General features: G+C 57.0%; 19 protein-coding genes. 11 read left to right on the top strand and 8 right to left on the bottom strand.

Annotated elements, in window-relative coordinates:
• The 4 genes from BN3002_RS01430 to ilvD all read right to left on the bottom strand — a co-directional run bounded on the left by BN3002_RS01430 (window position 1) and on the right by ilvD (window position 5,412).
• On the bottom strand, window positions 1-852 hold the full coding sequence (locus BN3002_RS01430; RefSeq protein ID WP_058236281.1) for a carbohydrate ABC transporter permease: 852 nt from the start codon (window positions 850-852) through the stop codon (window positions 1-3).
• Window positions 842-1,768, bottom strand: a complete 927-nt coding sequence (locus BN3002_RS01425; RefSeq protein WP_227469057.1) for a carbohydrate ABC transporter permease — start codon at window positions 1,766-1,768, stop codon at window positions 842-844. The genes BN3002_RS01430 and BN3002_RS01425 overlap by 11 nt, the downstream gene beginning before the upstream one ends.
• 11 nt (window positions 1,769-1,779) lie before the next feature.
• Window positions 1,780-3,000, bottom strand: coding sequence for an ABC transporter substrate-binding protein (locus BN3002_RS01420; protein WP_227469055.1), 1,221 nt, complete (start codon window positions 2,998-3,000; stop codon window positions 1,780-1,782).
• A gap of 537 nt (window positions 3,001-3,537) precedes the next feature.
• Complete coding sequence (gene ilvD, locus BN3002_RS01415) at window positions 3,538-5,412, bottom strand: dihydroxy-acid dehydratase (RefSeq protein ID WP_058236279.1); 1,875 nt, start codon at window positions 5,410-5,412, stop codon at window positions 3,538-3,540.
• Window positions 5,413-5,617: 205 nt separating this feature from the next.
• Between ilvD and BN3002_RS01410 the strand changes: the two genes are divergently transcribed.
• From BN3002_RS01410 to BN3002_RS01380, 7 genes are all read left to right on the top strand, one after another.
• Entirely contained in the window at window positions 5,618-5,935 is a 318-nt protein-coding gene (locus BN3002_RS01410) for a hypothetical protein (RefSeq protein ID WP_070725059.1), read from the top strand.
• A complete protein-coding gene (locus BN3002_RS01405) occupies window positions 5,935-6,234 on the top strand; it encodes a hypothetical protein (RefSeq protein ID WP_058236277.1) in 300 nt (99 codons plus the stop codon). Before BN3002_RS01410 ends, BN3002_RS01405 begins: the two co-directional genes overlap by 1 nt.
• Before the next feature lie 11 nt (window positions 6,235-6,245).
• Window positions 6,246-6,581: a hypothetical protein gene (locus BN3002_RS01400; RefSeq protein WP_058236276.1), complete on the top strand. Its 336-nt coding sequence runs from the start codon at window positions 6,246-6,248 to the stop codon at window positions 6,579-6,581.
• Window positions 6,582-6,584: 3 nt separating this feature from the next.
• Window positions 6,585-8,183, top strand: coding sequence for an HNH/ENDO VII family nuclease (locus BN3002_RS11225; protein WP_058236275.1), 1,599 nt, complete (start codon window positions 6,585-6,587; stop codon window positions 8,181-8,183).
• Between the two features lie 17 nt (window positions 8,184-8,200).
• Entirely contained in the window at window positions 8,201-9,079 is an 879-nt protein-coding gene (locus tag BN3002_RS01390; RefSeq protein WP_058236274.1) for a DUF2185 domain-containing protein, read from the top strand.
• On the top strand, window positions 9,079-9,468 hold the full coding sequence (locus BN3002_RS01385; protein WP_058236273.1) for a DUF2185 domain-containing protein: 390 nt from the start codon (window positions 9,079-9,081) through the stop codon (window positions 9,466-9,468). Before BN3002_RS01390 ends, BN3002_RS01385 begins: the two co-directional genes overlap by 1 nt.
• A 105-nt stretch (window positions 9,469-9,573) precedes the next feature.
• Window positions 9,574-10,878, top strand: a complete 1,305-nt coding sequence (locus BN3002_RS01380; RefSeq protein WP_058236272.1) for an alpha/beta hydrolase-fold protein — start codon at window positions 9,574-9,576, stop codon at window positions 10,876-10,878.
• Between the two features lie 184 nt (window positions 10,879-11,062).
• Here the strand turns inward: BN3002_RS01380 and BN3002_RS01375 are convergent, their stop codons facing one another.
• Window positions 11,063-12,247 (bottom strand): cobalamin-independent methionine synthase II family protein, encoded by a 1,185-nt coding sequence (locus BN3002_RS01375; RefSeq protein WP_058236271.1) that lies wholly within the window; start codon window positions 12,245-12,247, stop codon window positions 11,063-11,065.
• 167 nt (window positions 12,248-12,414) lie between these two features.
• On the opposite strand from BN3002_RS01375, the gene BN3002_RS01370 reads away from it, so the two are divergent.
• Window positions 12,415-13,245, top strand: coding sequence for a type 1 glutamine amidotransferase (locus BN3002_RS01370; RefSeq protein WP_154955685.1), 831 nt, complete (start codon window positions 12,415-12,417; stop codon window positions 13,243-13,245).
• Between the two features lie 572 nt (window positions 13,246-13,817).
• On the opposite strand, the gene BN3002_RS01365 is transcribed toward BN3002_RS01370, so the two are convergent.
• From BN3002_RS01365 to BN3002_RS01355, 3 genes are read right to left on the bottom strand one after another with little or no spacing between them, the layout of a single operon-like run.
• Window positions 13,818-14,288, bottom strand: a complete 471-nt coding sequence (locus BN3002_RS01365; protein ID WP_227469053.1) for a GtrA family protein — start codon at window positions 14,286-14,288, stop codon at window positions 13,818-13,820.
• Window positions 14,289-14,293: 5 nt separating this feature from the next.
• Window positions 14,294-15,889, bottom strand: a complete 1,596-nt coding sequence (locus BN3002_RS01360; RefSeq protein WP_257525387.1) for a xylulokinase — start codon at window positions 15,887-15,889, stop codon at window positions 14,294-14,296.
• Window positions 15,886-16,545 (bottom strand): TetR/AcrR family transcriptional regulator, encoded by a 660-nt coding sequence (locus tag BN3002_RS01355; protein WP_058236269.1) that lies wholly within the window; start codon window positions 16,543-16,545, stop codon window positions 15,886-15,888. The genes BN3002_RS01360 and BN3002_RS01355 overlap by 4 nt, the downstream gene beginning before the upstream one ends.
• A 136-nt stretch (window positions 16,546-16,681) precedes the next feature.
• On the opposite strand from BN3002_RS01355, the gene BN3002_RS01350 reads away from it, so the two are divergent.
• The 3 genes from BN3002_RS01350 (at window position 16,682) to BN3002_RS01340 (ending at window position 20,767) form a co-directional block, all read left to right on the top strand.
• On the top strand, window positions 16,682-18,133 hold the full coding sequence (locus BN3002_RS01350; protein WP_058236830.1) for an aspartate aminotransferase family protein: 1,452 nt from the start codon (window positions 16,682-16,684) through the stop codon (window positions 18,131-18,133).
• A complete protein-coding gene (locus BN3002_RS01345) occupies window positions 18,130-19,296 on the top strand; it encodes a class II aldolase/adducin family protein (RefSeq protein WP_058236268.1) in 1,167 nt (388 codons plus the stop codon). Before BN3002_RS01350 ends, BN3002_RS01345 begins: the two co-directional genes overlap by 4 nt.
• Before the next feature lie 403 nt (window positions 19,297-19,699).
• Window positions 19,700-20,767, top strand: a complete 1,068-nt coding sequence (locus tag BN3002_RS01340) for an autoinducer 2 ABC transporter substrate-binding protein (RefSeq protein WP_058236267.1) — start codon at window positions 19,700-19,702, stop codon at window positions 20,765-20,767.
• Window positions 20,768-20,799: the final 32 nt, after the last annotated feature.

Here is a 20,799-nt window from a genome sequence, read left to right as displayed (position 1 = left end):
CTATCGGCCGCCGAAGCCGCCCAAGTTAATTCCGCGTGCCAGCTGCTTTTGCATCACGATGACGATCACCAGCGATGCGAGCACCGACACACTGGCCGCCGCCATGAGCGCACCCCAGTCCGTTCCGCGTTCGCCGCTGAACATCTGGAGGCCCAGTGGGATCGTGGCCTTGTCCGAACTGTTGATGACGATCAATGGCCACAGGAAGTTGTTCCAGTAGTCAATGAATGCGAAAGCGGCCACGATTGACAGTGGACCCCTCAACAGCGGCACAATCACCGACACGAGGATTCGCAGTTGTCCGGCTCCGTCGATCCTCGCAGCTTCCTCGTAGTCACGAGGAAGGGAGAGGAGAAACTGACGCAGCATGAAGGTTCCGAACGCTCCGAATGCGAACGGCATAATCAGCGCCACGTAAGTATCGACTAATCCCAGCTGATTGGCACCAATATACAGAGGGATAACCAGAACCTCCATAGGCAGTACCAGCGTCGCTAGGTATGCGGCGAACAACTGAAAGCGACCTTTGAATTCGATGCGTGAAAACGCGTAAGCGGACAGCACCGATACTGTGCATGCGATCAGAGCACCAATACCTGCAACAAAGAAGGTGTTCAGAATAATCCGCAGGAATGGCACTGCCGTGAAGACCAGCGAAAAGTTCTCCCATGCGATTCGTGAGCCGAACAGCGATCCTCCAGAGCTGAATATTTCAGCAGTAGGTTTGAGGGCGCTCGCGAACATCCAGATAAACGGGAAAACAAAGATTGCACCGACGATAAACAGACAGATGATCGAAACAATCCTGCTGATGCGTACCCTGCCGATAGTCATGCGCTTCTCACTGATCATAATTCACCCACTTTTTCTGTCCCGCAAACTGCACAGCGGTAATCAACATGACGATGACGAAGAGGACCCAGGCAATAGCTGAGGCGTATCCCAACTTGTCGTAGCTGAATCCCTGGTTGTACAGGTAAAGGACAATCGTTGTGGTTGAGTTTCCAGGCCCGCCCTTAGTCAGCATGTATGGCTGAGCGAAAATCTTGAACGCACCGATGAGCGTCATGACAGTACAGAAAAACAGTGCCGGCGACAGTAGCGGGAAGATCACTTTCGTGAAGCGTTGGACAGGCCCCGTACCGTCCACGCGAGCGGCCTCCAGCACCGAGGGGTTGATATTGTTCAGCCCCGCACCGAGAACCACGATGTTGTATCCCACGACCTGCCACAACGACATCATGACAAGTGCAACCATTGCCCAGGTTTCGGACGCGAGCCATGCCGGTCCGGAGATTCCGAGAACCCCCAGGAAGGAGTTCACCACCCCATGTTCATCCAGCATCAGGCGCCACACCAGTGCGTTGGCCACCATCGGTGTCACAACGGGAATAAAGAAGATGACGCGGAAGAAACCTGCCAGACGGCCTCCCACACTCTGGAGCCATACGGCCACTAGTGTGGAGACAATCAGGTTAAGAGTCGTGTAGAAAATGGCGAAGATCGCCGTATTCAACAGGACCCGAAAGAATGCAGGATCTGACCCATTGAGCAGATTCACGTAGTTGCTGACACCAACGAAGGTGGGAGAACCGTAAAGCTGCCAGTCAAAAAGCGAGATAATCAGCGAGAACACCAAAGGCAGAACGATGAAGAGGAAGAACCCCGTCATTCCAGGCGCCAGATACGGAAACGCCTTTGGATCCCACCGTGATGTTCCCTTCGGGACCTTGGCAGGGACCCGAGTCTTTGTGAGTTGAGTAGCCATGAATCTACCCGTTACTTAATGGAGTTCTCTAATGAAGTGAGAATTTCCTGTGCAGATTTCTCGCCGGTGTAGCCGTTTGATACGTTTTGTGTGAACTCGACTTCAAGTTGCTGCCAGTTCTCCGTTGTTTCGTAGGTCTTGGCATTTTCGGTCATGTACTTGACGATCTCGACATCGTTCGGATCCTTGCCTTCTGCCCAACCGTCGAATGCTGCGTCAATGGCGGGAACGTTTCCGTGCGACCGAGCAACATAGCGCATCACATCCGGAGTGGTCATCTTCATGATGTTCTGGAAGGCTGTCTCTTTATCAGCGCATTTTTCAGAAATTCCGAACCCTGATCCCTGCACCATGCCAATCGACTCTCCACTGCGCGATGGAACGACTGCCATTCCTACTGACAGTCCCTCGGTGCTGACGAGCGAGTCATAAACCCATGGGCCATCAATAATCATTGCAGCTTTGCCGGCACGGAAGGTCTGTAGTTGGATATCTTCAGCATCTGCAGCCAGCGGCGCTTTCATCACTTTGTGTTTAGCGGCAAGGTCAAAAACGTCCTGAATAGAATCGACTGTGGTCTGCTCAGTAAGCTTGAGCTCTCCGTTTTCCACGACGGCCCCACCATTGGCGTAGACAATCGAAGCTGGCGTCTGGAAGATGGGCGGAATGGACACTCCATAGACATCACCATTCGTCAATGCCTTTGCATCCGCAACGAACTGATCCCACGTGTAGTTCTTTCCTGGATGTTCAAGACCGGCCTGGTCGAACAGGTCCTTGTTGTAGTACAGGATCAGCGGCGCTGCGTCATAAGGAATCGCGCGAAGCTTCCCATCAACGGTAAGTCCCTTGAGCATTGCTTCGTTGTAGGCGCTCATATCAACGTTATTGCTGGCGACCAACTCATCGAGGGGAGCGAGCAGTTCCTTCAGCTCCTGTGCGCGTGCGGCCTGAGTGGTCAAAATGCATGGTGCGTCTGAAGCACTCATTCGGGTTTTGACTTTTGTCCAGTAGTCTTGGAACGACGGGCCTTCCATTTCGAGGTTGAATTCGGGATCTGATTCTTTGACACCGTCGACGAACGCCTGCCACTGTGCACGGTCAGATTCGTTGGAGATCCACGTGTACATTGCATTCGCACTGTTGGAGGATGACCCTCCACCGCACCCGGTCAGGGCGAACACGCCGATCAATGCTGCCACACCGATTGCAGAGCCTATCCGCTTCATCATTACTCCTTTGTTAACACTGTCATCTTCGACCAATCCGAAAAGCAAAAGAAACTTTCCGTTAACGGTAACGGTATCAGCAATGAGCTAACAAACACAAGCCGAAAACGATTGTCCCTGTTAAACCCAAATTCTAAAGAAAGATCACCATCTCTAAAACTCGCATTGATGCAGGTCACAGTCACTTCATAAGCCTCCGACCCTCAGATGCTTCCACACATCCAAACACACCACCTCTTGCTGTGCAGTACCTCTAGCAAGAGACAAATGGAAACCATTCTCGAAAAACTGCGCGATTTGTCGCAACTTTTGGGAGGCTCAGACGATATTTTTTCCTCTCAAATGAAGCGTCAGGATTGGTGCCGGCAGACACTTGTGACGACGTTTCGAAAAAAACGAATCTCAAAGTAAACAAAAAAACATAAAAACCATAACGAAAAAGCCACGGCTCTCCTTTCATTTGAGAGAAGAAACGTGACATTAACGTTCTCGACGGGGCAGAACACAGCACAGCACTCCCCGGCTTCGCAGGTACGTGAATTACTTGCGTCTGATCAGGGAAATATCGCGTGCCGCACCCGTCGATGCGGAGGTCGCAGTAGCGGCATACAGCTTCAGTGCGCCTGAGACCTGACGGTCACGATTGACAGGCGTCCACGGATTCTCGCGGCGTTCCTGCGTGGCGCGGCGACGCTCAATTTCCTCGTCGGGCACATCCAGTGACAGGACTCCCTCGTTGACGTCGATGATGATCCGGTCACCATCCTCAACCAAGCCGATCAAGCCGCCAGCAGCAGCCTCGGGGGAGATATGTCCCACCGAGATGCCGGACGTGCCACCGGAGAAACGGCCATCGGTTATCAGCGCACATTCCTTGCCCAGACCGCGCCCCTTGATAAACGAGGTGGGATAAAGCATCTCCTGCATTCCCGGCCCACCTGAGGGCCCCTCATAACGGATCACCACGACGTCACCGGCTCGCACCGTCTTGTCCAGGATCTTCTCGATCGCCTCTTCCTGCGACTCCATGACCCGCGCCGTTCCTTCAAAGTGGAACAGGGACGGATCGATACCTGCGGCCTTAATGATGGCACCCTCAGGAGCAAGGTTGCCCGTCAGCACCGTCAGTCCACCCGAGGCCGTGTAGGCATGCTCGACATCGCGAATGCAGCCTTCCACAGTATCTAGATCCAGTTCAGTCCACTGATTGGACGTTGAGAACGGTTCGGTGGTGCGCACGTTGCCGGGAGCTGCGTGCCACAGGGCGATTGCTTCATCAGTGGCGTGCCCGCCTCGAACATCCCAATCTGCCAGCCATTGCTCCAGGGACGGGGAGTGAATGGCGTGCACCGTGTGACGCAGGAAGCCCCCACGATCCAGCTCGCCCAGGATGGCCGGGATGCCGCCGGCGCGGTGGACATCTTCCATGTGGTAGTCGTTGTGGTTCGGCGCAACTTTTGACAGACACGGTACGGTGCGCCCCAGCTCAGCAATATCCGACAATGTGAAATTGACCTTTGCTTCAACGGCAGTTGCCAGCAAGTGCAGCACAGTATTGGAAGATCCGCCCATCGCCATGTCCAGGCTCATGGCGTTCCAGAATGCATCCCTCGTCGCAATAGATCGCGGGAGAACAGAGTCGTCCTCGTCGTTGTAGTAGCGCTGGCACAAGTCAACGACGAGACGACCGGCACGCTCGAACAATCCGCGTCGCGCGACCTGAGTAGCCAGCGTGGAGCCGTTGCCGGGAAGGGACAGTCCGAGTGCCTCAGTCAGCGAGTTCATCGAGTTAGCAGTGAACATACCCGAGCATGAACCGCACGTCGGGCACGCGAGACGTTCGATCTGGCCAAGCTCATCGTCAGAGACTGCATCGTTGGCAGTTGCGTTCATGACGGTGATGAGGTTGCCGTGACCGCTGTGCGACGGTCCGACAATGGCGTCTTCAGGAATGTTCTTGCCTGCTTCCATCGGACCGCCGGATACAAAGACCGTCGGAATGTTGAGGCGCATCGCTGCGATCAGCATGCCGGGCGTGATCTTGTCACAGTTGGAAATGCACACCATTGCATCGGCACAGTGTGCGTTCACCATATACTCGACCGAATCCGCGATCACTTCGCGTGACGGCAGGGAGTACAGCATGCCGCCGTGTCCCATAGCGATGCCATCATCAACGGCGATCGTGTTGAATTCCTTGGCGACGCCACCGGATTTTTCAATCTCAGAAGCGACCAGCTGGCCGATGTCCTTGAGGTGGACGTGGCCGGGAACGAACTGGGTGAAGGAGTTGACGACGGCAATGATCGGCTTGCCAAAGTCAGAATCTCCCATTCCGGTTGCGCGCCACAGCGCGCGAGCGCCCGCCATGTTGCGTCCCTGAGTCGACGTTGCTGAACGAAGCTGTCGAGCCATCAGTACCCCTCCTCCTGGTGTTGTTCTTAGCCTAGAGAGTTCTTGGTGACAGTGCGTCAGGAGGGCCACAGCGTGGACAGTGAGGTGACCACCACGTTGCCGTCAGGTAAATAAGGTCGGTTTTTCCAGTGACTTGAGTCACAGAAAAGAGGAGGGTCTTGTCTCACATAGATTCACCCATTACGTTCGTCAGGGGGTGAGACTTATGTCCCAGGGAATGGGAATGACTTTTGGCCAGCAAACGGCCGCTGCCGGGATCGTCAGCGAGTGTTTCGATACTACGCGCACAGCTTTCGCTGACTGCGCGAACACGATCCAGTGCAATTCGTCGCGCGTCACAGGCTCAGGAATGAAAGATTTTATGGCGGCAGTCAATTCCATCGGGGAATCGGCTGCCAGTCTTTCTGAAGCGCTCAGCAAGCACGCGCAGGCGCTGACCACCGTTGACCAGACGACTGCGGCGACTGAATCGCACACCACTGGAACCTTCAATCCGCGCATCTCCACACGTCTAGGATCGTAATGAGCACCACATCTTTAATTTTCCACGATGATGCCGCCCAGGCTATGCAGCAGACGTGCAAAGCAGCTTCCCTCACTTTTGCGCAAGACTCCCGCGCAATGGCGGCAGATGTGCTCTCAACTGTCCACGATTGGGTTGAAGGCTCCGAATCCCGCGTCTCCCATGACCAACACCTCGACAAACTGACAGACCACGCCCGCACCATCAGTGACGTTCTGAAGGCCGCATCGTCATCGGTTGATCGCGTCCGCACCCTCGCCCATGAAACTGAAACGAAGAATGTCGCAATTTTGGATTAGGAGCATCCCCCATGCCCAGTCATGATTTTGAGGTCGATATCGAAGCCCTCATTACGGCCGCCCAGAAAACGAGCGAAGCAGTTCAGCTCAAAAAAGACAACGATATTTCCGACTACGTTCCTACCCAAGCTGATCTGGCCAATGACATCATGTGGTCGGCAGTTGATGAGTTTCAGTCACGGTGGGAACGCGGCATCAACAACATGACGGACGACATCACGGAAGTAGCAGGGCGTTTGGGCAAGGTCGCCTCGAACTACATTGATTACGACACGAAAGCGGCGCAGGAGATGTCACAACTCGCATCTGCAGCCGCCCAGCTGCCAGGGCTTGCAGGGAAGCAGTAAGCCATGGGAGTCGAGAATCAGGGTGCACCGGTTTTCACCATCGAAGGGAACGCGGGAGCCATCTCATCACGCGCCTCAACTGTACGTACGCGCAGCAGCGATTACTCAGAGATCGCCCGCGCGCTGGATTCGATTTCCACCGAGGGGTGGATAGGGCGTGCAGCTGATCGATTCCGGGAGCGTTTCAGCGTGGAGCCACAACGCTGGCAGGAAGCAAGTGGAGGATTCTCCTCAGCTGCTGGCGCGTTGGATTCGTACGCGGACAACCTGACTCATGCGCAGGACAGTGCTGCGGCATGCCGCGCGCTCTACGAAGAAGGCAACCGGGTCACCGAGCAGGCACGCGCAGCTTATGAAGCTGAGGTCGCCAGGGGAATGCAGGAGAAAGCTGCCTGGGAGGCAGTCAACGGGCTCGGCACCTTCGCAGTGACAATCGCGCCCTTTGTTGACCCTGGTGAACCCATGCGCCAAGATGCGATTAATACATTTAATCAGACTGTCGCCAGCCTGGACGAATGTGCGCAGGCATGCGCACAGACGATCCGTTCCGCCTGCGAGTTTGCACCCGCAAAACGCAACTGGCTGGAAAGTGGACTGGCGTTCGTCAGTGGCATCCTCGTCGGCGCCGGTGAGGCAGTCGGTGACCTCCTCAACCTCATCACAGGCCCTCAAGGTTTCATGCTGGACAGCCTCACCAAACTGGCGACCGGCGACCTCACACCCGACGAAGCGGTTGCCAAGCTCCAGCTTCCTCTGGATGACGTCTCCGCGATGCTAAGCGCGCTGAAGAAGGATCCCCTGGAGTTTGGCAAGCAAATCGGCAAGGGAGTCCTGGACTGGGACACGTGGGCCGACGATCCTGCCCGTGCAGTTGGACACCTCGTGCCTGACGTCGCGATCGCGCTCCTCACCGCCGGCAGCGGTACGGCTCTGACCAAAGGCACGTCAACTGCGGGACATGCACTGAACAGCCTGGACGATATCGAGGACGGGGCACGAGCTCTGCGCGGCCTGGATAGTGCGGGTGACGGTGCACGGGCGCTGGGCAAACTGGACGATATTGGCGACGGTACTCGAGCGCTCAACGCGGCCGATGATATTTCCGACGCATCACGCACTGCTCGTCTGCTTGATCATGCAGATGACCTGTCGGATTCCTCAAGGGGAATCCGAGGTGCCGATGATCTGGCTGACGGCGCCCGGGCAGCTGATTCAACCCACGATGCCCTCAATGTGGCTGACGACGTCGTATCAACCGACCACATCGAGCCGGTATCCGTCGTCGAAGATCTCCCCTACCAGGATTCTCGCCCCTCCCTCCGTAAAGGCGTCCCAGAGCAAGTCTGGCAAAATGCGGTGGAGGATTCAGTGGACGGAAAGGTGCGTGACCCCCTGACGGACACGGTCATGGAGTGGGAGCCGGGACAACCCCGAAAGGGCGTCTGGGACATGGGACACCGGCCTGGACACAAGTACTCCGATATGCATGAGCTGTACTTGAAAGGTGAGATGACACCACAAGAATTCCGCGACTGGTATAACGATCCTGCAAACTATCGCCCTGAGTTACCATCATCAAACAGGAGCCATCGAGCTGAGTAGATTGCATGGGAGCGGGTATGAAAATCTCTCTAACAGCGCGCTTGAAAACCGCCGACGAGTTCTTCGGGCAATTCACTGACGGCGACGAACGCGAGGCGTTCGACGGTCAGGCACTGATCTTTTCGGCTCTGGCCAACACTAAAATTCCCGATCGCTACGACATAGCTGATTTCCTCCTGGAGCGTGACTGCGCATTGACCCCGGCAGGCTCGGAAGCGAACTCGCCCCTGCATGTCCTGCTCTCATCCAGAAAACATGATCTGCACCGTGACCTCAAATTGGCGCGCATTTTTCTTGATCGCGGCGTCGACATCAATCACCGCAACGCAAACAACGAGGTCGCTTTCGCATGGCTCGTCGATCTGCCTTTCACGGACGACGAACTTGCCGACCTTTATGACCTGTGGTTTTCTTCGCCGCATCTGCTCGACTTCACCGCCAGCTCATCGCATTATCGCGCGTGCCCCCTCGACGCTCTGGCCCGCATTGAGTACCGCGCCACCCTCGCCCGACGTGTCCAGTCCTACATCCGCGAACGCTACTGCCCTGCGGCCGACTCCCTCGGCACGTGCCGGGTGGGAGCTGATGGTCAGGGACGCCCTGTTTCCCGCTGTATTCGCGAACAACCGTCGGCCGACGACGATTCGGGCTGGCTGTTTATTCATGAGGGCGACGACGCGCGACAACCGAAAAACGTCGCAACGGAGATCGTCCCACTGAGTACGATTATTGCCAGCACCCCCGTGGTGATGTCAGTGCTGGGAATGCCGAGCGGCACGGACGTTCGCATCGTGAAAGGATCAGTAGGCACCACCATTGTGGAGACGACAACTGATCGGCTCGTTCCGGGCACGTGGCCTTTTGATTACGAGACATCTGAAGGAGCATCAAGCTGATGGCTGATACGCAATCCCCCGAGATCCCCGAATTTATCCCCAAGTCCGGCGCCTGCCTGGTGACGAACTCGATCCTGTCGGGTGAAGGTCGTCTGAAGTGGTGCGTGCGAGAGGAATCGGCCCGCCCCGAAGACAACGGGTGGCGTTTCTTCTCCCATATCGACACTGATGAGTACCTGGCTGATCCCTCGAACTTCACTGTTATCTCGTTCAATCACGCAATCAGCATTGAGCCTGCGGTGATGGGCCTGTACGACCTGCCTGTTGGCACGGACGTGCAGCTGGTGGTTGATGAGAAGGGGCGGCGTTTTATGGACAACGAAACAGGCGACGTCGTCATAGGGCCAAGCTCTGACGGTGATTCACCAGAAGATACCCACCAGGACTAAAGCCCCTGCACGTATTGACGCATCGACTCACCCTCGTTACTGTGGCACGTACATAGGAGCACGGCTGCCGAATGGCCTGCAGAACCGCCGACTCGAGGAGACATCGTGGACTCGACACGACACATCGCACGACACCGACTATTTGCTTCCGGAATTTTGGCACTCTCGCTCATCGCAGCGGGCAGCTCATCATTTGCCGCTGAACAGGACGAGCAGCTTCCCCTCGGCCCCACTGTCACCCGTACCGATACGGGACCAACCGGGTACGAGGTAACGTTCCGCTACGAGGCGCCCGCCAATGTCGATTCCGTGCAGATCTATGGTGAATGGTTCTTTTCTCAACCTGATCGCATCACCACTCTGGGAGGCGGAGAACACCGCATTCCCGCATTGTGGCAGCCAGGGGACGTTCCCAACGCCCCCTGGAAACTTCTGGAGATGAATCAGGGCGATGATGGTATCTGGGAACTGAAGGTGCCCCTTCCCTCAGGTACTTTCAGCTATTCATTCACCCATGAGTGCCCGCCGATCGCCGTCGATTCGTGCCAACGTCACGCAGATCCTGCGAACCCGGGGATGGCGGCAGAGCTGCCGGCGTATTCATCTCAGAGCCTGTCGCAGGTCTTTGTACCGGAGAATCCCAATTATCCGACCTACGACAACGCCTATCAGGCGCCTCGCCCAGCCGATGAGATGGGGACGTTCGTCCATGAAACCTACGAGACGAGCTATTCCCTTGATCCCAAGGGCATTCACCCGTTGTCGGTCTACCTGCCTCGCGGGTACGATCCAGACCGCGCCGAACCGTACCCCGTCATGTACCTGAGCCACGGCTTTGGCGGCAACGACACCGATTGGTTCACGATGGGCGCTGCGCCGTACATCCTGGAAAATGCGATTGACGAGGGGGCAGCGGAGCCTACCATCATCGTGGCAACAAACTTCAACGGCCTGGGCGTGGACAGCCTGGTGCTGTCAACTTCCTATGGGCACGACATGGTGGAAAACGTCATCCCATTTGTGGAGGATCACTTCAATGTGTCGACTGAAGCCAAGGACCGGGCCTTTGCCGGCCTGTCACTGGGCGGTGCACGCGCCATTGAGCTGCTGACAAAGTATCCCGGCACATTCGAGTACTACGGTCTGTGGAGCGCAGGCAAACTCAGCTCGACATTTACCTGCGCTGAACGTGAGAACATTGCAGCGTTGCGTGGCACCATCCACGTGGGAACGGGCCTGCAGGACCACCTGTTCTTTATTTCCGCATCCTCGCCCGCACGGGCCGAATCCTTGCGAAATATCGGTGTTGACGTCGCTGAGTTCAACCTGCCTGGCATCCATTCGTGGGATATCTGGCGCGCAGAGCTCAACGACTTCATCCGCAACGTCGCCTTCAAGAAAGACCTGTAGGAAACGATCTCACGCTCACAGCACATGAAGTGACTGCACAAAGGGCGGGGAGCCTGTTTTTTCAGACTCCCCGCCCTCAGTGATAAGGCCACCCTCGTCCATTACCGTCGGTGGCAGCGCCGGTATTCAGCGCGGCACCACCTCGCCTATCGCGGTGAATAGCGGTGGAGGTGACCAGTCAGCGTTACTTCACCAGGCGGGCCCCTTCGACCAGTGCGGCAAGCTTGGCCCATGCGATCGACGGGTAGATGCGTCCACCCAGACCACAGTCCGTCGAGGCAATCACGCGATCAGAGCCCACGATGTCCACAAAACGCTGGATTCGTTGGGCCACCAGCTCGGGATGCTCGACCACGTTTGTGGAGTGGCCGACCACACCAGGCACAAGTACCTTGTCATCTGCCAGCTTCACGTCCTGCCACACGGTCCACTCATGTTCGTGGCGCGCGTTGGCAGCCTCGAATGAGAAGTAGCGTGCCTTCGCCGTCAGCACGTTATCAACGATCTCGCGCAGTGGGATGTCCGTAGTGTGAGGTCCGTGCCATGAGCCCCAGCACAGGTGCAGGCGCACCTGCTCTTCCGGGATACCTTCAAGCGCAAGGTTGAGCGCATCGACTCGAGTCTGAACGAACTCACGGTAATCCTCGTAGGTGGGAGCAGGGTTGACCTGGTCCCAGCCTTCGGCCAGTGAGGGGTCGTCGATCTGCACGATAAAGCCGGCATCAGTGATCGCCTTGTATTCCTCGTGCAGGGCGTGCGCGCAGGCTTCCAGTACTTCTTCTTCAGTGCTGTAGTACTCGTTGCCGATGCGGGCAGCCGACCCGGGTGCGACCGATGCAATGAAGCCGTTGCCGCGGTCGATCCCGTTCTTGTCCAGTGCGTGCGTCAGGCCTTCGACGTCATGACGGACGGCATCTGCACCGATGTAGGTCAGAGGACCGGTGATGACGGGGAACGCCTCGGGGCCTTGATCGGTGGCGGTGTGAATGCCGGAAGCCGGATCTGAGTAGGCGTCGGAAAATGCCTGCCAGTCGCGACGTTCACCGAATGATGCCAGCTTGACTTTGCCACTGGAAGGCGCAGGCTCAACGCTGAATTGGGGATCTGTCCGCAGGTCAAGTCCACCCAGGCGGGTAAAGGAGTAAAACCACCATGCACCGTAATCGACTGTCTGGGTCATCATGTGGCCGTACTCGCCGTCGTTGACCACATCCAATCCAGTCTGGTATTGGCGGGTCACGACTTCGTCCACGCTTTCCTGCAGAAGCGCTATGAACGCTTCCTCGCCCATTCGCTCACGCTCTGCATTCGCCCGGAGCAGTTCCGGGGTCCGCGGAAGCGAGCCAACGTGCGTTGTACGAATAGTCATGTTTATCTCCTCGTTAACGAGTTCAGTGCGCCTCCCGATTGACGCGCACCCCCTTACAGTACAGAACGTCAGATGTTTAATCGATGCGCATCCCACCAGATGGGCGCCACTTCCTCATTTCGTCTAGACCACTTATCCTGTGGTGTTGCCGCTAAAGTCGCGCTAACGTGTCATCCGTGCCTGTGATCACGATTATTGAACATGAAGAAGACGTCGATGCGCGCCGCCTCGCCTCCGCGCTCGATGACCTTGGAGCCTCGATACAGCTGATGCGCCCGTGGAACGGTGAGGACGTCTCCAGCGTTCTGCCGCCCGATGGTTCTGATTGCTCCGCACCTGATGCCATCGTCATCCTCGGCGGGCGAATGAGTGCCTACGATGATGAGCGCGCCCCGTGGCTGCCCGATGTCCGCGCTCTCCTGGTGCGTTGTATGAACGAGGGTGTGCGCACGCTCGGCATCTGTTTGGGACACCAACTGATCGCGCGCGCCGCCGGCGGCTCGGTCGCCTGCTCAGATCCACAGTTCCACGAGATGGGAATCGTGCCTGTCGAGTGGGAGGCGCCCTTCGAGTCTGACGCCGCCGTTCCGATGACCCCGGTCGCTTCGGCTACAGGTGCAGCCATCATGATGCCGGCGGTGGCTGACCAACTCAGTAACGCGATGGACGAGGGTGGCCCGTGGATCCGTCTGGTCGATGATCTTTCACGTATACCCGTTGTCTTTGCTGACCATAATGATGCGATTGACGAGCTGCCTGCTCAGGCTCGCGTCCTTGCACGCTCTGAGCGGTGTATCCATGCGATCGCGGTAGGGTCGCACGCCCTCGGCGTGCAATTCCACCCGGAAGTGGATCGCGCGTGGGTGGAGCAGTCCCTGTCAACCAGTGGCCTCAGTCAAGACGATGCGAACCAGATATTGGATGATTTTGACAGGCATGAGCGCGATATCGTCGCGGGCTGTCGGCGCCTCGCACAGTGGTTGGTCAGCGGCCTGTAAGCGCGCGTCTTTCAGCGGCTGACAGCTCTCAATTCCCGTCGGCCCTCAATTCCCGAATGGCAAGGCGCCCGCTTGCGACCCCTCACCCCTGCGCCCCCGCGGAATGCCGCGGCGGATTGGTTCTTGCCTGGCTGGTTGTGTTGTGGTTCTGTCGCGGGGTGGAGCATCGATCGGATCATGGCTTGTGTGCTGCACGATGCCCTGGATTCTAGGCTCCGTCGTGCACAAGCCCCTAGATCTAGAGCGCCGTGGTGCACAAGCCCCTAGATCTTAGGGCTGTGTGTGCACGAACCCCTAGATCAACAGCGGGCGGGACCACCCTCGAAAATGAGAATGCCCGGTGACCTGCATGTTCACAACCGCGGTGAAATGGGCGGGTGTGAGATCTAGGGGATTGTGCAAAAAGGAGCGAAAATCTAGGGGAATGTGCACCCGTGGAGGCTAGATCTAGGGGAATGTGCACTCGCGAGGGGGTAAACCCAGGGCATCGTGCGCGCAGGCACGCAGATATCAGGACGCGCCGCCTGCCCGGCTCACTCAACACAGATACCAGGACGCAATGCCTACCCTGCTCACTCAGTTTCGGCGTGACCTGCAGGTTCTGCGCTTCCCATGTTGTTGGCGGAGTCTGCGTGCTGGGCGAGGGAATTCGTATCCTCACTGCCACGGAAGACCACGAACTTCCACCACACAAATTCTCCTACCCCGTTGAGGACCATCGTCGCCGCTTTGATCAGGACTTCGCTCACCCCAGCATTGGCGACCACTTGGCCTAGCCACGCAGTGATCGGGATGAAAAAGACGTAGAACAGGGCCACCTTCGCCATGGCGATCGGAACATTGTTGGCTGATCGGAAGGTGTAGCGCCTGTTGAGCGTGAAGTTCCAGATCACTGACAAGATAATTGAGATGACGTGTTTCCAGTCATAAGGCAGCGGAGTCAACCAATCCAACAGCAGGTAAGACACTGCCTCGATCACGCCTGCGCTCAACGAGAGCAGCACGAACATAACGGCCTGGACTTTCGTCGATCGTTGTGCCATCATCATCACCCACGATTCAGAAGCGAAAAGATTTTTTTATTGGCTGGGTAGATCTTGCGGTACGCGTCGTACTGGCGTGCATAGGTCTGAGCCAGTTCGCGGCGCGGCTCGAAGCGAGCGTGCACTGTCACCAAGCGCCGCGCACTTTCCACGGTCGGAGTGATTCCCGCACCGACCGCGACAAGCAGCGCAGCCCCGACAGCGCCGGCATCCTGCGGATTCTCCGTCACTTCAACCGGACGGCCCACAATGTCAGCAAGAATCTGCGCAGTCACATCAGACAACGCTCCGCCACCGACAAAGCGCACAACCGATGAAGTCATGACCTTTTTTTCCTGAGTTTCGATGAACCAGCGCATGTGGTAACACACGCCTTCGACGACGGCACGCATCAGCTCCGTCTTGCCGGTATTCAATGAAATATTCATGAACATTGCGCGGGCGTTCGGATCCTCAAACGGACACCGGTTGCCATGCAGCCACGGAGTGAACAGCACTCCCCCCGCACCGGGTTCACTGCGGGAAATGACTTCCGACATGTAGTCATACAGGCTGCGGAAACGGGCCTCCATCCCCTCGCATACACTGTGCTTATCCAGGTAGACGTTAATTTCGTCGAGGGCCAGATGGTCCTTCACCCACTCCAGGCACTTACCTGCCGTCTCCAGCTCAGCAAAGTAGTGGTAGCGCGAGGGGTCCGCACCGACAACGGTTGCAATCATGGCACTCAAATCCACCGCGCGTTTATCCGTGACGGTACCGACCCACCCTGACGTGCCCATATACACGTGAGTATCGTGCAGCTCGGTCGCACCGGCTCCTACACCGATGAGCGAAGCATCGCCGCCACCGGCATACACCGGTGTCTCTTCAGGCAAACCGAGTTCGTCGGCAGCCTCGGCAAGGAGCGGACCGACCACATCGGTGCTGGCCACAATCTCGGGCATATGGGCGGGATTGACGTGAAGAGCCCGCATCACTTCGGGACTGAACCGTCCCTTCCGAGCGCGCACGTCATATAGAAGCGTGGCGAAAGCCGAATCGTGACTCATGACGAACTTGCCGGTCATCCGTGCAATGATCGCTTCCTTAGCGTCCAGCCACTTATAGGCACGCGCGAACGCTTCGGGCTTGTTGCGGCGCACCCAGTGGTATTTCCACACAGGATCTTTCACGGAAGCCGGTGCCGCACCCGTATGGTACAAGGCTTTGGCCAATATCCCCGCGTTCACACCTGAAATGCGCGGCGCCTTCCCACCGATCAGTCGCATCTCAACGCTGGCACGCTGATCCATGTAACTCATCGCCGGGCAGACCGGGCGCCCTCGTCGGTCAACCATGACGAGGCACTGCATCTGCGCGCAAAAACTGATGCCGGTCAGTGTTGCGCACTGCTCAGGATGGTCGCGGGCAATCTGTCGGGTGGTCTGAACGATTGCCTGCCACCATTCGTCAGGATCCTGCTCAGCTCCCCCATCAGGCAGAACATGCAGTGAGTACGATGCCGAAACTGAGTCGATGATACGAATTCGGTCATCAATCTCGAACAGGCATGTCTTGACTCCCGACGTCCCAACATCGTATGCCAGCACGGTTATCACTTGTGGTTTCCTCCTTCAGGCACTTGCAAGGCGGAAATGAGGAATTCACGTGCGCCCGAGGCAAGCTCGGCATCACTCATCCCGGGGACATACAGCAACGCGCGCTGAATGTGATAGTCACTGGCTCGGGCATACTGCAACGACATCATGATGTTGTCAATGAAGAACGCCAGCGTGCTCGAATCGATATCGGTGCGAATCTCACCTGTTTCCTGCCCTTCGGCAATGAGTTCGCGGTACATCCTGAACGTTTCGCCTTCAAGCTGATCCACGCTTTCTGCCACGATCTCAGCGCTTCCGGTGGCTGTCAGTTCGCAGTACAGGCGTACCAGGTCACGATGCGTCGACGCCGAGGTTACCGCCAGTTCTGCGAGGGCACCGATGCGAGTCAGTGCGGAGTCTCCCTCGTCTGTGATTGCGAGCAGGGCGGTGCGCAATTCGTCCTGGGCGCGTCCGACGACATACATGAAAATGTCGCGTTTGGTGTCAAAGTAGCGAAACAGTGCTCCCACGGAGATGCCTGCACGCTCGGCAATAGTGTTCGTGTTGGCCGTGGCGTAGCCGTGTGCGGCGAATTCGGCAATGGCTGCTCGCTCAATCCGTTCGCGTTTTTCCGGTGCAAGCGCCTGGAACCGCTTCATTGCGGCGTTAACCATGACTCCTCCATGAGTGCTGTAACAGCTCACCTTTGCCAAAAGATTACCACGCGGAAAGCTGCATGATATGATTTTGGACGAAAACATGAGTGCGTACTCACTGCACGTAGAAACCGGCGAGGAGGCCGCTGTGGATATGAATCGACCTGGAATTGACCAGGTGATACATGAGCTCGACTCATTGATCGCACAACCTATCTATTCCATTAAACCGTCGGCACTGGCCGCTTACGAGCGCGATTACTTTGATGCGAAGTGCCAGAAATCCAAGGAGATGATCGGGGAAGCCCAGCAGTACATCCCCGGCGGCGTTCAGCACAATCTGGCGTTCAACTATCCGTTCCCGCTGGTGTTCACGAGCGCAAAGGACGCAACACTGACTGACCTGGACGGCAACACGTATTACGACTTCCTGCAGGCAGGCGGACCAACGGTGCTGGGGTCGAATCCGCAGTCCGTGCGTGAAAAAGTCATTGACCTGCTCAACACGTGCGGCCCATCCACCGGCCTGTTCCATGAATACGAATACCGGCTGGCTAAACTGATTTCCGAGTTGTTCGACAGCGTCGATATGTTCCGCATGTTCAACTCCGGATCCGAGGCATGTGCGGCTGCGTCACGTATCGCACGCCTGGCTACGAAGAACAAATTCATCATGAAGATGGGTGGCGGCTACCACGGTTGGAGCGATCAACTGGCATACGGTATTCGCGTGCCTGGCTCGAAGTGGACACAGGCCAAAGGTATCCCGCTGGCTTCGATGAAGTACACGCAAGAATATTTCCCCGGTGATCTCAAGGATGTCGAGCGCACCCTGATGGCCAACAAGCTGCGCGGCGGAACCGCTGCCATTTTCGTTGAGCCGGTCGGCCCTGAAAGCGGTACGCGCCCCGTGTCGATGGACTTCCTGCACGGCCTGCGCCGCCTGGCAACCAAGTTCGGCGCACTGTTGATTTTTGACGAGGTTGTCACCGCCTTCCGCCTGTCCGAACACGGCGCGCAAGGTCTGATGGGGATCCGCCCGGATCTGACTGTGTTTGGCAAGGTCGTCGCAGGCGGCTACCCCGGAGCCGGCGGTGTCGGTGGTCCCACCAAGTACATGCGCTACCTGTCGGCTGGTATCCAAAGTGGCGACAAGGTCAAGAAGGCGCTCGTTGGCGGTACTCTCGCGGCCACACCGCTGAGCGCCCTGGCCGGCTACTACACCGTCAAGGAGATCGCTGAAACTGGTGCCTGCGAGAAGGCGACGCGGGCTGGCAACCGCTTGACCGATGGTCTGCGTGCCCTCATCAAAAAACATCGTCTGCCGTTCGTCGCCTTCAACCAGGGGTCGATCTGTCACCTGGAGACAGTGGGGACGATGCACTTCTCGATCAACTGGACGAAACCGTGGACGATCCCTCACGTCCTGAAGGAGACATCGGCTCGGAAGAAGGAGATGGAGCATATGGGCGCCGCCTACATGGCTGAAGGCATCGTCACGTTGGCCGGCTCGCGCCTGTACACCTCGGCTGCGTACTCCGATGAGATGATCGACGACGCGCTCACCCGTTTCGACCGTGTCTTTGACCAGGTCACGAAGCTATGAGCGCGCCGGATTTCGGACCGGGCCACGTGGTGCCCGAGCAGGTTCCCCTGACCGCGAATCCACGCGAGGACGTCATTGCTTTGTCTCACGACCTGCTCGATCATGGCCTGGTAGTGCGCACCTGGGGCAATGTCAGTGCTCGCGTTCGCGGTAATGCGTTCGTCATCACGCCCTCGGGCCGTTCATATTCCACCATGCAGCCCGAGGACCTGAGCGAAGTGGATGACGACGGTCAGGCTATCGGCCCGTTCAAGCCGTCCTCGGAATACCCGATGCACGCCTTGTGCTACCGACTGCGAGCGGATGCTGCGATGGTGATTCACACGCATCAGCCCTACGCGTCGTCCTTGTCCGTCAGCCCCGAGAGCTTCGAGTTGTCCGATGAGCATGCTCGTCTGCTGGGTCAGGGTATCCTGCCGATCGCCAGCTACGGCCTGCCGGGTACGCACACACTCCACCACGGTGTTGAACAGGTTCTGTTTGATCACCCCGATGTGAATGTCGTGTTGATGCGTGCTCACGGCGCGCTGGTGTGCGGCACCAGTAAGTCCGACGCTCTGGCCCGCGCGACCCGCCTGGAGCAGGTGTGTCGTGAGATTTACGAGGGCCTCGTGCCCCAATCTCTGACCGAAGCGGAGCTCGCGCCCGATGCTGACGGCGTGGTCATGTCGCGCCGTACCTGCACCCCACCGGATTCGGCAGGGCAGATCGAGTATTTCACGCGCGATCTTGAGGGCCAGTTCGTGCCCTGCTCCCCGTCAACTCTGACTGTCAGGCTGCATGAACAGTGCTATGCGAAACGTGAGGATGTGACCGCGATCCGCGTGTGCACGGATTCGCAGGTCAGCACGTTCTTCGGACGTACGTTGACACCGCAGCTGGACGATTTTGCCCAGATCGTCGGCCTGCGCGCTGACAACAGGCTCGGCTCGAATGTCGTCCTCTTGTCGCGTGCCGCATTGTGTCTGGGAATTGACGAGGGCGACGCTGCCGCCATCGAATACGTGTTGGAAAAGAATGCGCGTGCTGCTCGAATCGCTGAGATCACTGGCGAGGCGGGGTTGTCAACGTTTGATTCCCTCTTGATGAACGTGGTGTACCGGCTGAAGTACTCCAAGCGGGCCAGTCTCCCAAGTACTGCTCATCGCTCTCATACTCAGTAAAATTCATTACCCACTCACCCAACTCCATGTTGGCTACTAACAGCCAGACGCTAAATCGTCTTCGACATTTGCGGCCGCTTATTTCAGATCACTGTTGGGAATCAGTGAAAAACAGAGATAGCCAGCAAACAAACCGAAATTCCACGCTAACATCCTCTTGCACATCTTGAGCTAAACGCGCGATCCGCAAGCGGCTTTAATTGTCCATCCGAATAATTGCGAGACTATTACGATCACCCCATCTTTAGTGGAACAGATCTCACTCTCGCCGCAAGCGAGTACAATCAGTCATGCTTGCGCAAGAAGTCATTACACGAGGCCATAAGGGAGTGGCCGCCGAGATTTTCAACGCAAGCCTCACCCTTTCAAATATTCATTACGACGAAGTAGATTGAGGTTGATCATGAGAAGGTCTACGCGGTGGATTAATGCAATCGTTGCCATTGCGAGTATGAGTTTCCTCGTAACCGCATGCAGCGGCGGAGGAACAGCCAACCAGGCTGAGTCCTCAGCTTCGAGCGGTTCAGACAATGCAACAAAGTCCGACAAGGACTACTCCATTGCAATCGTCCCCAAGGACGCAACGAATCCGTGGTTTGTGCGAATGGAACAAGGCGTCAAGAAGTATGCCGAAGATACAGGACTCAATGTCTATCAGAAAGGCCCTGCAGAAACTGATGCGACCATGCAGGCTCAGGTTATTCAAGACCTTATCGCTCAAGGTGTAGACGCAATTGGTGTGGTTCCCGTCGACCCAGGCGCAATCGAGCCGGTTCTCAAGGAAGCAATGGATGCAGGAATTGTCGTTGTGACCCACGAGGGCGCATCACAAGAAAACACAATGTACGACATCGAGGCATTCGACAACGACGCATATGGCGCATTCATTATGGATAACTTGGCCAAGGCAATGGGCGAAGAAGGATTGTACACCACCATGGTTGGCCATGTGACAAACGCATCTCACAACGAATGGGCGGATGGCGGAGTCAAGCATGCCCAAGAAGCCTACCCAAAGATGAAATTGCTTGAAGCCGAGCCACGAGTCGAATCAACCGACAATGCAGAAGGAGCATATCAGGCGGCAAAAGAGCTACTGAAGAAATACCCAGACCTCAAAGGCATTATGGGAACATCCTCTTTCGACGCACCCGGAGTTGCGCGCGCGATTGATGAGCTTGGACTAAAAGGCAAGGTATTTACCTCTGGTACTGGAATGCCCGCCACAAACAAAGACATCCTTGACAGAGATCTTGTCTCAGCTTTGACACTTTGGGATCCCGCAGATGCTGGATACGCAATGGCCTCCCTTGCCACCAAGATTCTGAACGGAGAAGAAATCAAGGACGGCGTCGATCTTGGGGTACCCGGCTACGAAGAAATGCACTTCGCAGCGGGGTCAGACAAAGTTCTCCAAGGAAAGTCTTGGGTGACCATCACGAAAGAAAACGTCGACGACTTCGGCTTCTAATCCGCGAACTCAACGAGCAAATCGTGGCAGGC

It is taken from the genome of Actinomyces ihuae, assembly GCF_001457875.1.
GTDB lineage: Bacteria > Actinomycetota > Actinomycetes > Actinomycetales > Actinomycetaceae > Pauljensenia > Pauljensenia radingae_A.
The sequence above is the reverse complement of the archived record's forward strand: the minus strand, read 5'-3'. Positions and strand labels throughout refer to the sequence as shown.

Excerpts from the sequence above, each read along its gene's own strand:
- ilvD (WP_058236279.1), bottom strand. The coding sequence starts at position 5,412 with ATGGCTCGACAGCTTCGTTCAGCAACGTCGACTCAGGGACGCAACATG.
- BN3002_RS01345 (WP_058236268.1), top strand. The coding sequence starts at position 18,130 with ATGAGCGCGCCGGATTTCGGACCGGGCCACGTGGTGCCCGAGCAGGTT.
- BN3002_RS11225 (WP_058236275.1), top strand. The coding sequence starts at position 6,585 with ATGGGAGTCGAGAATCAGGGTGCACCGGTTTTCACCATCGAAGGGAAC.
- BN3002_RS01375 (WP_058236271.1), bottom strand. The coding sequence starts at position 12,247 with ATGACTATTCGTACAACGCACGTTGGCTCGCTTCCGCGGACCCCGGAA.
- BN3002_RS01385 (WP_058236273.1), top strand. The coding sequence starts at position 9,079 with ATGGCTGATACGCAATCCCCCGAGATCCCCGAATTTATCCCCAAGTCC.
- BN3002_RS01430 (WP_058236281.1), bottom strand. The coding sequence starts at position 852 with ATGATCAGTGAGAAGCGCATGACTATCGGCAGGGTACGCATCAGCAGG.
- BN3002_RS01410 (WP_070725059.1), top strand. The coding sequence starts at position 5,618 with ATGTCCCAGGGAATGGGAATGACTTTTGGCCAGCAAACGGCCGCTGCC.
- BN3002_RS01405 (WP_058236277.1), top strand. The coding sequence starts at position 5,935 with ATGAGCACCACATCTTTAATTTTCCACGATGATGCCGCCCAGGCTATG.
- BN3002_RS01355 (WP_058236269.1), bottom strand. The coding sequence starts at position 16,545 with ATGGTTAACGCCGCAATGAAGCGGTTCCAGGCGCTTGCACCGGAAAAA.
- BN3002_RS01340 (WP_058236267.1), top strand. The coding sequence starts at position 19,700 with ATGAGAAGGTCTACGCGGTGGATTAATGCAATCGTTGCCATTGCGAGT.
- BN3002_RS01365 (WP_227469053.1), bottom strand. The coding sequence starts at position 14,288 with ATGGCACAACGATCGACGAAAGTCCAGGCCGTTATGTTCGTGCTGCTC.
- BN3002_RS01400 (WP_058236276.1), top strand. The coding sequence starts at position 6,246 with ATGCCCAGTCATGATTTTGAGGTCGATATCGAAGCCCTCATTACGGCC.
- BN3002_RS01425 (WP_227469057.1), bottom strand. The coding sequence starts at position 1,768 with ATGGCTACTCAACTCACAAAGACTCGGGTCCCTGCCAAGGTCCCGAAG.
- BN3002_RS01420 (WP_227469055.1), bottom strand. The coding sequence starts at position 3,000 with ATGATGAAGCGGATAGGCTCTGCAATCGGTGTGGCAGCATTGATCGGC.
- BN3002_RS01390 (WP_058236274.1), top strand. The coding sequence starts at position 8,201 with ATGAAAATCTCTCTAACAGCGCGCTTGAAAACCGCCGACGAGTTCTTC.
- BN3002_RS01350 (WP_058236830.1), top strand. The coding sequence starts at position 16,682 with ATGAATCGACCTGGAATTGACCAGGTGATACATGAGCTCGACTCATTG.